Annotated in this window: 11 protein-coding genes; 4 read left to right on the top strand and 7 right to left on the bottom strand. The window is 60.5% G+C overall.

What is annotated here, in order from left to right:
- Positions 1-154: 154 nt before the first annotated feature.
- Positions 155-1,072 carry a transcriptional regulator MetR gene (gene metR / locus D8U18_RS19700; protein WP_056855241.1) on the bottom strand — a complete coding sequence of 306 codons (918 nt, stop codon included), beginning with the start codon at positions 1,070-1,072 and terminating at the stop codon, positions 155-157.
- A gap of 110 nt (positions 1,073-1,182) precedes the next feature.
- On the opposite strand from metR, the gene metE reads away from it, so the two are divergent.
- The 4 genes from metE to D8U18_RS19680 all read left to right on the top strand — a co-directional run bounded on the left by metE (position 1,183) and on the right by D8U18_RS19680 (position 6,445).
- Positions 1,183-3,495 (top strand): 5-methyltetrahydropteroyltriglutamate--homocysteine S-methyltransferase, encoded by a 2,313-nt coding sequence (gene metE / locus D8U18_RS19695; RefSeq protein WP_131108210.1) that lies wholly within the window; start codon positions 1,183-1,185, stop codon positions 3,493-3,495.
- Positions 3,496-3,685: 190 nt separating this feature from the next.
- On the top strand, positions 3,686-4,717 hold the full coding sequence (locus D8U18_RS19690; protein ID WP_130907745.1) for an alpha/beta hydrolase: 1,032 nt from the start codon (positions 3,686-3,688) through the stop codon (positions 4,715-4,717).
- Positions 4,718-4,844: 127 nt separating this feature from the next.
- Positions 4,845-5,540, top strand: coding sequence for a hypothetical protein (locus D8U18_RS19685; RefSeq protein ID WP_056855244.1), 696 nt, complete (start codon positions 4,845-4,847; stop codon positions 5,538-5,540).
- On the top strand, positions 5,537-6,445 hold the full coding sequence (locus D8U18_RS19680; protein WP_056855245.1) for a hypothetical protein: 909 nt from the start codon (positions 5,537-5,539) through the stop codon (positions 6,443-6,445). The genes D8U18_RS19685 and D8U18_RS19680 overlap by 4 nt, the downstream gene beginning before the upstream one ends.
- Positions 6,446-6,556: 111 nt before the next feature.
- Here the strand turns inward: D8U18_RS19680 and D8U18_RS19675 are convergent, their stop codons facing one another.
- From D8U18_RS19675 to D8U18_RS19645, 6 genes are all read right to left on the bottom strand, one after another.
- Positions 6,557-7,885, bottom strand: coding sequence for a sigma-54 dependent transcriptional regulator (locus D8U18_RS19675; protein WP_131108209.1), 1,329 nt, complete (start codon positions 7,883-7,885; stop codon positions 6,557-6,559).
- Entirely contained in the window at positions 7,882-9,783 is a 1,902-nt protein-coding gene (locus D8U18_RS19670) for a sensor histidine kinase (RefSeq protein WP_130904410.1), read from the bottom strand. The genes D8U18_RS19675 and D8U18_RS19670 overlap by 4 nt, the downstream gene beginning before the upstream one ends.
- Before the next feature lie 219 nt (positions 9,784-10,002).
- Entirely contained in the window at positions 10,003-10,737 is a 735-nt protein-coding gene (locus D8U18_RS19660) for an amino acid ABC transporter ATP-binding protein (protein WP_015093699.1), read from the bottom strand.
- On the bottom strand, positions 10,734-11,405 hold the full coding sequence (locus D8U18_RS19655; protein WP_056855248.1) for an ABC transporter permease subunit: 672 nt from the start codon (positions 11,403-11,405) through the stop codon (positions 10,734-10,736). The genes D8U18_RS19660 and D8U18_RS19655 overlap by 4 nt, the downstream gene beginning before the upstream one ends.
- Positions 11,405-12,151, bottom strand: a complete 747-nt coding sequence (locus D8U18_RS19650; protein ID WP_056855249.1) for an amino acid ABC transporter permease — start codon at positions 12,149-12,151, stop codon at positions 11,405-11,407. Before D8U18_RS19650 ends, D8U18_RS19655 begins: the two co-directional genes overlap by 1 nt.
- A 192-nt stretch (positions 12,152-12,343) precedes the next feature.
- The coding region (locus D8U18_RS19645) for a transporter substrate-binding domain-containing protein (RefSeq protein ID WP_131108208.1) at positions 12,344-12,746 on the bottom strand (403 nt) is incomplete at its 5' end.

Raw genomic sequence — 12,746 nt, 5'->3', positions numbered from 1 at the left:
CCACGCTCTGCGTGGTAACGCCTCAACGGACGCTCCGCGTTCGGCTCTGGAGGGGGCGCGGAGCGTCCCGGGCTGCATTCCCACGCAGAGCGTGGGAACGATCGGGTAAGGCGCCTTCGCGGGCAAGCCTCGCGCCTGCAGGGGATTCGTCGTTTTAGCGAACTGCGCTAACCCCGTCCAATGTCGAAAACGACGTGTCCTTGGCCGTCAGCAAAAAATCCCTCATATACGGCGCATCCAGCATGTCCGCCCGAATGGCTGCATACAGCGTCGCAAACAAGCCTTTCTCACCCAACCGCTTGGCCTTCACATAGCCCCGTGAACTGTATTCATGCAGCGCCCAGTGGGGCATGCCGCACACGCCGCGTCCGCTGGCCACCAGTTGCATCATCATCACCGTCAGTTCCGAAGTACGGACCTGGGCCGGTTCGACGTCGGCGGGTTCGAGGAAGCGCGTGAAGATATCCAGGCGATCCCGTTCCACCGGGTAGGTAATCAGGGTTTCCGTCAGCAGGTCTTCCGGGACGATGTACGCCTTGCTGGCCAATTTGTGCTGGTTGGCCACGGCGAGCATCGCCTCGTAAGTGAACAACGGCACGTAGGTGATGCCGACCAGGTCCACCGGATCGGAGGTGACCACCAGGTCCAGATCGCCACGGGCCAGGGCGGGCAGCGGGGCGAAGGAGAAGCCCGAGGCCAGGTCCAGCTCGACCTCCGGCCAGGCATCGCGGAACTGGTCGATGGTCGGCATCAGCCATTGGAAGCAGCTGTGGCATTCGATAGCCATGTGCAAGCGCCCGGCGGTGCCACCGGCCAGTCGCGCAATGTCACGCTCGGCAGCACGCAGCAGTGGCAGGGTAGCGTCGGCCAGTTGCAGCAGGCGCAATCCGGCGCTGGTGAAACGCACCGGTTTGGTCTTGCGCACGAACAGCGGCATGCCCATGCGCTCCTCCAGTTCCTTGAACTGGTGTGACAGGGCTGACTGGGTCAGATGCAGGCGGTCGGCCGCATCCACCAGGCTGTCGGCTTCGCGCAAGGCGTGCAGGGTCTTGAGGTGACGGATTTCAAGCACCGTGGGGCTCCATGAGTAAAACTTGTGATCAACACGAAAAGGTTGAGTTTGTCTCATGTTGCCCTGGCTGTCGACAATAGCGCCATTATTTACACAGGAGCACCTTCGACATGGCCGTGGCCCACACCCTTGGTTTCCCGCGCATCGGCGCTGACCGCGAACTGAAAAAAGCCCTCGAGGCCTACTGGAAGGGCGACATCGAGCAGAACGCGCTGAACAGCGTCGGCCGCCAGCTGCGCGCCACCCACTGGCAATTGCAGAAGGACGCCGGCATCGACCTGCTGCCGGTCGGCGACTTCGCCTGGTACGACCAGGTGCTGACGCATTCCCTGACCTTCGGCGTGATCCCCGAGCGTTTCGACAACACCCGGGACGAGCGCGGCCTGCCGACCCTCGACACGCTGTTCGCCATGGCCCGGGGCGCCACCGCGACCTGCTGCGGCGGCGAACATGACCAGGCGCAGTATGCGCAAGAGTTGACCAAGTGGTTCGACACCAACTACCACTACCTGGTCCCGGAATTCACGGCTGACCAGTCCTTCAAATTGAGCTGGGAACAGCTGTTCGACGAAGTCGAGGAAGCCAAGGCCCTGGGCCATACCGTCAAACCGGTCATCATCGGCCCGTTGACTTATCTCTGGCTGGGCAAAGCCAAAGGCAACGACTTCGACAAACTCGACCTGCTGGAACGCCTGCTGCCGATCTATGGCGAAATCCTCGGTCGCCTCGCCGCCCAAGGCGTGGAGTGGGTGCAGATCGACGAACCGATCCTGACCCTTGACCTGCCGCAAGCGTGGAAAAACGCCTTCGAACGCGCTTACCACATCCTTCAATATTCGCCGCTGAAAAAACTCCTGGCGACTTACTTCAGCGGCCTGCAAGACAACCTCGGTCTGGCCGTCGGCCTGCCGGTGCAAGGCCTGCACATCGACGCGGTGCGTGCCCCGGATCAACTGCTGCACGTGCTCGACCGTCTGCCGATCTACAAGATTCTTTCAGTGGGGCTGGTCAATGGTCGCAACGTCTGGCGCTGCGAACTGGAGCCGGTGCTGGCACAACTGCAGTTTGCCCAGGAGCGCTTTGGCGACAACCTGTGGGTCAGCAGTTCCTGCTCGCTGCTGCACAGCCCGGTGGATCTGGAGCGTGAAGACAAGCTCGACCCGGAGCTGAAAAGCTGGCTGGCCTTTGCCGTGCAAAAGTGTGGCGAAATCGCGGTTTTGCGTGATGCCTTGAACGATCCACAGGCGCCCAAGGTGCAAGCGGCCCTGGCCGAAAGTCGTGCCATTCAGATCAGCCGCGCCGAGTCGCCACGCATCCACAAAACCGAAGTACAGGCACGTATCGCGGCGATAGGCCCGAACGACAGCCAGCGCCAGTCACCGTTCGCCGAGCGCATCGAGCAGCAGCGGGCACGCCTGAAACTGCCGGCATTCCCGACCACCACCATCGGTTCGTTCCCGCAGACCGCTTCGATTCGTCTGGCCCGCCAGGCGCACAAGCAAGGCAAGCTGTCGGTGAACGACTACACCGACGCCATGCGTCACGAAATCCGTCACTCGATACAGGTACAAGAACATCTGGGGCTGGACGTGCTGGTGCACGGTGAAGCCGAGCGCAACGACATGGTCGAGTACTTTGCCGAGCAACTCGATGGTTATGCCTTCACCCGTTTCGGCTGGGTCCAGAGCTACGGTTCGCGTTGCGTGAAACCGGCGATCATCTACGGCGACCTGAGCCGCCCTAAAGCCATGACCGTCGGCTGGATCAGCTATGCGCAGAGCCAGACCGACAAAGTCATGAAAGGCATGCTCACCGGTCCCGTGACCATGCTGATGTGGTCGTTCCCGCGCGAAGACATTTCGCGCAAAGTCCAGGCGCAGCAACTGGCCCTGGCCCTGCGTGATGAGGTACTGGACCTGGAAGCTGCCGGGATCAAGATCGTGCAGATCGACGAAGCGGCGTTCCGTGAAGGCCTGCCGCTGCGCCGGGCGCAATGGCAGGAGTATCTGGACTGGGCCGTGCATGCATTCCGCCTGAGCGCCAGCGGTGTGCGTGATGAAACCCAGGTCCACACCCACATGTGCTACAGCGAATTCAACGACGTGATCGAAGTCATCGCGGCCATGGACGCTGATGTGATCACCATTGAAACCTCGCGTTCGGACATGGAACTGCTGGAAGCCTTCAAGGCGTTCGATTACCCGAACGACATCGGCCCGGGCGTCTATGACATCCACTCGCCACGGGTGCCGGACACGGCGGAAATGGTCAGGCTGATGGCCAAAGCGGTACAGCGCATTCCGGCCGAACGCTTGTGGGTCAACCCCGATTGCGGTCTGAAAACCCGTGCCTGGCCGGAGACTGAGGCGGCGTTGGTGAACATGGTGGCGGCAGCGCGACAGTTGCGCAGTCAGTTGGCTTGACGAAGATCGAAAGATCTCCGCCTGCGGGGAAATCTAAACACCCGCAGGAGCTGCCGCAGGCGGCGATCTTTCTGATTGGAAAATGACCGCCCGGCACTCTTCATCAAACTGTCATGGAAGTGTGGCAGCGCGCTTGAACAAACTTCATCAGACTCGCGCTCTACTGGGGTTCTGCGTTTTGGTGTTTTTCATGCGTGTTTTTTTATCGAGAATAGTATTTTTGGCCGCATGTCTGTTCGGCCTGCCGTCCTTGGCGGCGTCTCGTTGCGATGTCGATGTACCGACCGAGCGAGTCGATCTGGATCAGGTGAGCCTGGCGTATCAAAGCATCGGCCGTGCCTCGGACCCGGCGCTGCTGCTGGTGATGGGGCTGGGCGGGCAATTGATTCACTGGCCCGACGAAGTGGTGGTCGCGTTGTGTCAGCAGGGCTTTCGCGTGATCCGTTATGACAATCGCGATGTCGGCTTGTCGACCTGGCGGCATACGCCGCTCGAGGCCAACCTGACGTTTGAAGTGCTGCGCTACAAACTCGGTCTGCCGGTGTCGGCACCGTACTCGTTGACCGACATGGCGAACGACGGCCTGGGCCTGATGGACGCCTTACACATCGAGCAGTTCCATGTGCTGGGTGCGAGCATGGGCGGAATGATCGCCCAGCACATGGCGGCCATGGCGCCGCAACGGGTCGAGAGCCTGACCCTGATCATGACCACTTCCGGTGCCGAGGGCTTGCCGGCACCGAGTGCGGCGCTGGTGCAATTGCTGTCGCGGCGTGGAGCGCCCAACCGCCAGGTCGCCCTGGAGCAACAGGCCGATTTGCTGGCGGCGCTGGGCAGTCCGACGGTGGCTGATGATCGTGAAGCACTGCTGCATCAAGCGGCATTGTCCTATGACCGGGCGTTCAATCCCGAAGGCGTGAAGCGGCAGATCATGGCGATTCTCGCCGAGCCGAGTCGGGTGGCACTGCTTAACCAATTGCGGGTGCCGGCGCTGGTGGTGCATGGCACCGCCGACCCTTTGCTGCCGGTGATGCATGGCGTACACCTGGCGGCGCATTTGCGTGGCAGTCAGTTGAAGCTGATTCCGGGCCTGGCCCATCGTTTTCAGGAAGCGTTCAAGGCGCCGTTACTGGCGGCGGTGCTGCCGTATTTGCGCGAACATCGCGACGACACTTCCCACTGGGCGCAGATCGAGCCGGTGGCCGAGCACAACCTCTTGTAACCCGTGACCACAGGGGCTTGCTGTCAGCTGACAAAACACTGTCGTCAAAAATATATCAATGTGCCACTATTGTTTGCGTCGTCGCTGTCGATACAGACAGCGACTTTCAATCATAGGGACTTGATCCATGTTTTTTCACGCTCTACGCACCCTCGCTGCAGTCACTTTGCTCGCCTGCCTGACCCTCACCGGCTGCGCCAACGTCCAACCTCCCGTACCGCTCGACCAACAATTCTGGGATGCCAAGGAGCCGACCATCGGCGTCGCAATCAGCGAATTGCCGCCGCCAGTACTGGCCTTGACCGGCAATCAGGGGCTTCTCGATTACGCGATCAACGCGGGCGTCAACAGCAAGCTCAGCGACAACGTCAAAACCTGGCAAGTGCGCGATTTCGAAACCCTGCCGGATACCATCGTCGCCAAGTTGCAAGCCAAGGGCTACAAAGCCAAGCGCATCGACGACAAGGTTGATCTGAAGGCCTACAAGGAAACCAAATTTCGCGAAGGCTACACGATCAAAGACCTGACCCCGATGAAAGCCAAATACGGTATCGATCGCTTGCTGCTGGTGTACGTCACCGCCACCGGTGCGACCCGCAGCTACTACAGCATCGTGCCGACCAGCGTGCCGATGGCGCAGGTGGGCGGGCAGGGCATGGTGGTTGATCTGGCCGACAACAAACTGTTGTGGTTCCAGCCATTTGTCGCGGTACAAGCGGCACAGGGTGAGTGGGACGAACCGACCTACACCAACTTGTCGAACGCGTTCTACCAGGCTGTGGATAACAGCCGTCAGCAAATGATCACCCCGTTCGCCAAATGAAGCGCTCAATCGTAGCGGCCGGCGCACTGGCCCTGCTGATGGTCACTGGCTGTGCGCAGAAGCCGGCTCCCGAGGCCGGTTTCAAGGACCACGGGGCGTTGCCTTATGTTCAAGCACACGGACTCAAGGTCGATGTGCAGGTAACGCAAGCCTTCGTCGGCGCCAGCACCGTGATTGACAGCCAAGAGGCGTTGAAGGCTGCGTCTTCGAGTCAGGCGCTGTTGCTCAGTTCGGGCACCAGCGCCGGGTTGGCGGGGGTGTTGGTAGCCAGTCTGGTCAATACCCAGATGGGCAGCGGCACCTTGCAGCGTGATGCGGAAAAGTCCGCCCTCAAGGACTCACGCCCCATGGCGGATCTGCTCGCCGGCGTACCCTTGCAGGAGCGCTTGCAGCAACGCTATCAGCATGCCGCGCAAGTGGCCGGATTAAAGCAGGGCGAAGGGCAGGTGACGGCGCGTTTGTTGATTGAGCCGAAACTGATGTTGACCCCCGATCGCGGCAGTTTTGTCCTGGTCAATCAGGTTCAGGTCCAGGACATCGCCGGGTCGCCGCTGTACCGCATGCGCATCGAAGTGACCAGCCAGCCGATCCGTCGTTGCGGTAGCCAATGTGTCGATGACGGTGGCCTTGAACTGGCAAAAGTCACCGCGGTGCTCGATGAGTGCATCGACGAGTCCATGCGCGTGCTGGCCACGGACTTGATGCAACCGACTCCGCCACCGGCCGCTCAGGAAACCTTGCGTTACGTGCTCGATGGCCGGCGTGTGGTCGAACGTGGCTATCAACTGGCGAACAACGGCAACTATTGGCGTTACCGCAATCTTTACGGCGCGGTGAAGTCCGTACCGGTGCCGTTCGAGGATGCGTTGACCCAGGCGCAGCTTGAGAAAGTGTACGGACGCTAAACCCCAAACCTTTAGGAGCCGGCTTGCTGGCGATAGCGGTCTAATAGTCAAATCAATGCTGACTGACATACCGCCATCGCCAGCAAGCCGGCTCCTACAGGGATTGGTGAATCAGTGGCTCAACCCGTACTTCTTCACTTTGTCGAACAGCGTGGTCTTGGCCATGCCGAGTTCCTGGCTGGCCTGGGTCAAATTGCCGCCGCTGCGCTGCAAGGCATCGCTCAACAGGTTGCGTTCGAACGCTTCCACCGCTTCGGCGAACGCCAGGCCTTGGGCGCTGCCACTTGCGCCGGGTTTCTTGAATGCCGGCAGGCCTAAGGCAAAGCGCTCGGCGACGTTGCGCAGTTCGCGCACGTTACCCGGCCAATCGTGGCTCATCAGGTTCGACAGGGTCTGGTTATCCAGTTCCGGTGCGATACGGTCGAAGCGCAAGGACGACTGCTGCAAGAAATACTCGAACAATTGCAGGATGTCTTCGCGGCGCTCACGCAGCGGTGGCAGTTCCAGGGTTACCACGTTGAGGCGGTAATACAGGTCGCTGCGGAATTCGCCGGCCTTGCTCGATTCGTCAAGGTCGGATTTGGTCGCCGCGATCACCCGGCAATCCACCGCCACACTCTGGTTCGAACCGAGGCGTTCGAGGGTGCGCTCCTGCAATACTCGCAACAGTTTGATCTGCAAGGGCAGTGGCATGCTTTCCACTTCATCGAGGAACAGCGTGCCGCCGTCGGCGTGTTCGATCTTGCCGATTCGCCGTTTGCCGGCGCCGGTGAAGGCGTTGGCCTCGTGGCCGAAGATTTCGCTCTCGAACAGGTTTTCCGGCAGGCCGCCGCAGTTCAGCGCCACGAATTGCTTGGTGTGCCGACGACTGAAGTCGTGCAGGCAGCGGGCAACCAATTCCTTGCCAGTGCCGGTTTCACCCTCGATCAGCACGTTGGCCGAAGTATCGGCGACGTTGGCGATCAATTCGCGCAAGTTTTGCATGGCCGGCGAACGGCCGATGATCCGCCCTTCGAGGGAGTCGCGCTCGGCCAGTTGCCGACGCAACGACGAGACTTCCCGCGCCAGACTGCGTTGCTCCAGCGCGCGCCGCGCTACGTCCACCAGGCGCTCCGGGGAGAACGGTTTCTCCATGAAGTCATAGGCGCCTTTCTGCATCGCGCCGACGGCCATGGAAATATCGCCGTGGCCGGTAATCAGCACCACCGGCAAACTGCGATCTCGCTCCTTGAGGCGGCTCAGCAACTCCAGGCCATCGATGCCCGGCAGGCGAATGTCGCTGATGACGATGCCGGCAAAGTTGTCGCCGACCCGCTCGAGGGCTTCTTCTGCACTGGCGACACCTACGCACGGAATGTCTTCCAGGGTCAGCGCCTGTTGGCAGCCAAGCAGCACGTGGGGGTCGTCTTCGACGATCAATACACTAAGGTCGTTGTTCATATTGGCTCGGCGGGAAGGGGGCTTACCAACGGTAAACTGAGAACGAATGCGGTGCCACCGCTGGCCGGGTGTTCGACACCCAGGTGACCGCCGGTGGCGGCGGCCAGGCTGGCGGAAAGGGTCAAGCCAAGGCCAAGGCCCTGTTCGCCGGGTTTGGTGGTGAAGAACGGTTCGAACAAATGCTTGCGCGCTTCGGCGTCGATGCCATGGCCGTTGTCACGTACCCGCAGCCGATACTTGCCATCGAAGGTTTCGCCTTCGAGCCACAACTCGGGCTGCGGTTGCGCCTGCATCGCGTCAAGGGCGTTGCCGATGAGATTGACCAGGATCTGTTCGAGGCGGGTCTGGTCGATTTGCACCTGCACATCTTCAAAGTGACGGTGCAATTGCAGGGCGATGCTTTCCACTCGGCCACCGAGCAATTGCAGGGCTGCGTCCACGCCCTTGCCCAGACACGCCTGGCCCTTGTCGTCACCGCGGCGGGCGAAGGAGCGCAGGCTGGCGGTGATGCGGCCCATGCGGTCGATCAGTTCGTTGATGGTCTTGAGGTTGGTACTGGCCACGTCGAGTTGGCCGCGTTCCAGAAAGCGCACGGTATTGCCGGACAACGTGCGCAGCGCCGCCAGCGGCTGGTTCAGCTCATGGGCGATGCTGGTGGACATCTGGCCGATCGCCGCAAGTTTACCGGCCTGCACCAGTTCATCCTGGGCACGGCGCAAAGTCTCTTCGGCTTGACGGCGTTCGCGGATCTGACCCTTGAGCCGCTCGTTGCTGGCGCGCAGGTCGACGGTGCGTTCGGTAATCCGACGCTCCAGTTGATTGTTGGCTTCCTGCAAGGCTTCCCGGGCCGCGAGGCGGGTGGCGATGACCTTGCGCCGCTCGTTCCAGGCAATCAGCAGGAACGCCACGAGGGCAAATGCCACGGCCACCAGAATCCCCTGATTGATCGCTTCGCGACGCAGATCCTGGAGCGGTGTCAGCAGGGTGAAGTTCCAGGGGGTGTCGCTCAGTGGCCGGGTCTGTGACAGATAGCTGATGTTCTCGTCGTCGGAAACCAGTTCACTGTTGGCCGGGAAGGTGAGTTTTTCCACACCTTCAGACAGAGTTTCCCGGGCCAGCGGTTGCAATTCGTTCAGCGGAAACCAGTAGTACTGCAGGCTGCGGGCGAGTTTTTCTTTGGTGTCATCGCTCAGCGGCACTACTGACTTGAGGCGGCGCGCCGGATCGCTGGAGAGAATGATGATGCCGTTCTCATCGCTGACGAAGGCTTCCAGACGCGCCCGTTGCCAGCGTTCTTCCATGGCTTCGAGACGCACCTTGACCACCGCGACGCCGATGATCTTGCCGTGTTCTTCCAGGCCATGGGCCAGGTAGTAACCAGGTTCGCCGTTGGTGCTGCCGATGCCGTAGAAGCGCCCGGGCTGGCCGCGCACGGCGTTCTGGAAGTAGGCACGGAAGGACAGGTCTTCACCCAGATAGCTGTCGACATCGCGCCAGTTGCTGGTGGCCATGACGCGACCGGTGGTGTCCATCACATAAATGGCCCGACTGCGGCTGCGTCGGTTCAGGCCTTCAAGGTAATCGTTGACCGTTTGCCGGTGTTCCGGAGTCGGGTCGGCCAGCAGCTTCGAAACACTGGTTTCGAGTTCCAGCAGGCTGGGCAGGTAGGTGTATTTGCTGATTTCGCTTTCGACGGCGCGGGCGTGCAGCTCCAGCTGGCGCTGGCCGTTTTCGCCGAGGCTGCGAATGCCGTAGTGTTCACTGACCCAGAAGCCGATGTAACCCAGTCCGATCATCAGCGCGATGATCAGCGGCGGCAGGAACAGATGGCGGATCAGACGAGGTTTCACGGCGAGTGATGGCGACGAGGCGCGGTAGAGTTCGGGGTCGCATTTCATCACAGATGCCTTGGGTCAACCAGCATGGCAACGGGCTTGCTCTGGTTCCTGCCGAACGAAGAATCTGTGGCGAGGGAGCTTGCTCCCGCTCGGCTGCGAAGCAGTCGTAAAACCGATGAATGCGGTGTGTCAGAAAAATTGCATTTACAGGTTTCGGGGCCGCTGCGCGACCCAGCGGGAGCAAGCTCCCTCGCCACAAGGAGCAAAGCCAGTTGCTGATTAGTGCTGCAGAATCTTGTTCAGGAAGTGCTGCGTCCGCTCGGCGCGGTGGCTGATGTCGCCGAAGAACTCTTCTTTCTTGCAGTCTTCGATGATTTTGCCCTGGTCCATGAAAATCACGCGATCAGCCACTTTACGGGCAAAGCCCATTTCGTGGGTCACGCACATCATGGTCATGCCTTCGTGGGCCAGTTGCACCATCACGTCCAGCACTTCGTTGACCATTTCCGGGTCCAGCGCCGAGGTCGGTTCGTCGAACAGCATGACGATCGGGTCCATCGCCAGTGCACGGGCAATCGCCACACGCTGCTGCTGACCACCGGACAGTTGGCCCGGGTGCTTGTGGGCGTGGGCCGAGAGACCGACACGTTCGAGCAATTGCAGGCCTTTCTTGGTCGCCTCTTCCTTGCTGCGGCCCAACACCTTGATCTGCGCGATGGTCAGGTTTTCGGTGATGGTCAGGTGCGGGAACAGCTCGAAATGCTGGAACACCATGCCCACGCGCGAACGCAGTTTCGGCAGGTTGGTTTTCGGGTCGGCGATGGAGGTGCCGTCGACCACGATGTCGCCTTTCTGGAACGGTTCCAGGGCGTTGACGCATTTGATCAGGGTCGATTTGCCGGAACCGGATGGCCCGCACACCACGATCACTTCGCCTTTTTTGACCTCGGTGCTGCAATCAGTCAGTACCTGGAAGTCCCCATACCACTTGTTGATGCTTTTGATAGAGATCATACGGCGAACCTTTTTTGCAGACGCTTGACCAGCTGCGAGGCGGCAAAGCTGATGATGAAGTACACGAGACCCGCGAAAATCAGGAACTCATTGGAGCGGCCAATGATGTCGCCACTGGCGCGCGACGCATTGAGGAAGTCCACCAGACCGACGGCGTAGACCAGCGAGGTGTCCTGAAACAGGATGATGCTCTGTTGCAGCAGCAACGGCGTCATCTTGCGGAACGCTTGCGGCAGGATGATCAGGCGCATCATCTGGCCGTAGGACATGCCCAGCGCCTGGGCAGCACCCATCTGGCCCTTGGGAATCGACTGCACACCGGCACGGACGATTTCGCAGAAGTACGCCGCTTCGAACATCATGAAGGCGACGATGCACGAGGTGAACGCACCGATCGGCGTGTCTTCGCCCGTGATCCAGCGCAAGACGAACGGCACCGCCAGGTAGAACCAGGTGATCACCAGCAGCAGCGGGATCGAGCGGAAGTAGTTGACGTAGGCGCCGGCCAGGTTCGACAGCAACTTGTTGTGGGACAGGCGCATCAACGCCAGGATGGTGCCGAGGATGATCCCGCCGATCACGCCCATGGCCATCAGCTTGAGGGTCATGACCATGCCGTTCCACAAGCCCGGCAGGGACGGGATGATGCCCGAGAAGTCGAATTCCATCATTTACCCCCTACGGAAATCAGGCCCGGCACGGCGACTTTCTTCTCGACCAGACGCATCAGCAACATCAGGCTCATGTTCAGGGTGAAGTAGATCAGCGTGGCCAGGGTAAAGGCTTCGAACAGGTTGGCGGAGAACTCGGCGGTCTGTTTGGTCTGCGCGAGCAACTCCATCAAACCGATCAGCGAGGCCACGGAGGTGTTCTTGAAGACGTTGAGAAATTCCGAGGTAAGCGGCGGAATGATGATCCGGTAAGCCTGGGGCAGCAGCACGTTCCAGTAAATTTGCGGCAACTTGAAACCCATGGCGCGGGCCGCGGATTCCTGGCCTTTTGGCAGCGCCTGGATACCGGTGCGCACCTGTTCGCAAACGCGGGCGGTGGTGAACAGGCCGAGGCACACGACCACGCTGAGGAAGGCCGAGGTCGTCGGGTTCAGGTCCTGCTTGTACCACTCTTGCAGGTCAGCCGGCAGCAGATCGGGTACCAGGAAGTACCAGATGAACAACTGCACCAGCAGCGGCACGTTGCGGAAGAGTTCGACGTAGCAGGTGGCGATGCCCGATACGATGCGGTTCGGCACGGTACGCATGACACCCAGGATCGAACCCAGTGTCAGGGCGATGATCCAGGCCGCGATGGCGATGCCGATGGTCCAGGCCAGACCGGACACGTACCAGTCGAGATACGTCTCGCTGCCCACGCCGGTGGACTTGAAGAACACGCTCCAGTCCCAGTTGTAATTCATTAGGGTCTCCCCTCAGATCGATCGATGTACAAGTACCCGCTTGGGGAAGCTCCGTTCCCGCCTGAACTCGATGTTCAGGCACACGCGATCGGCTCGACAGCCACCGGTCCGAGTGTTTCCTAAAATGCCAGCAGGGAGTGACAACCTCCTGAAAGGGCCTGGGCCCTGTCAGGAGATAAGGTTAGTCAGAAATCAGGACTTTTTTTCCGCAGACTTGTCGTCAGCCGCTTTATCGGTCGGATTGGCGATCAAGGCCTTGAGCTCGTCGCTCATCGGGAAGTTCAGGTTCAGGCCTTTTGGCGGGATTGGCTGCATGAACCATTTTTCGTAGATCTTGTTGATCTCGCCCGACGCGTAGGTGGCCTTGATGGCGTCATCTACAGCCTTCTTGAACGGCGCGTCGCCTTTGCGAACCATGCAGCCGTAGATTTCGTAGGACTGTGGAGTGCCGGTCACGGCCCAGTCAGAGGCTTTCTTGGCCTTGGCTGCTTCACCGGCCAGCAGGGCGTCGTCCATCATGAACGCAACGGCGCGGCCGGTTTCCAGCATCTGGAAGGACTCGCCGTGGTCTTTGGCGGAGATGACGTTCATGCCC

The sequence above is a fragment of the Pseudomonas sp. Sample_10 genome (assembly GCF_004321495.1).
In the GTDB taxonomy this organism is placed as follows: domain Bacteria; phylum Pseudomonadota; class Gammaproteobacteria; order Pseudomonadales; family Pseudomonadaceae; genus Aquipseudomonas.
Note: the sequence above shows the minus strand (reverse complement) of the source record. Positions and strands in the feature narration are given on the sequence as shown.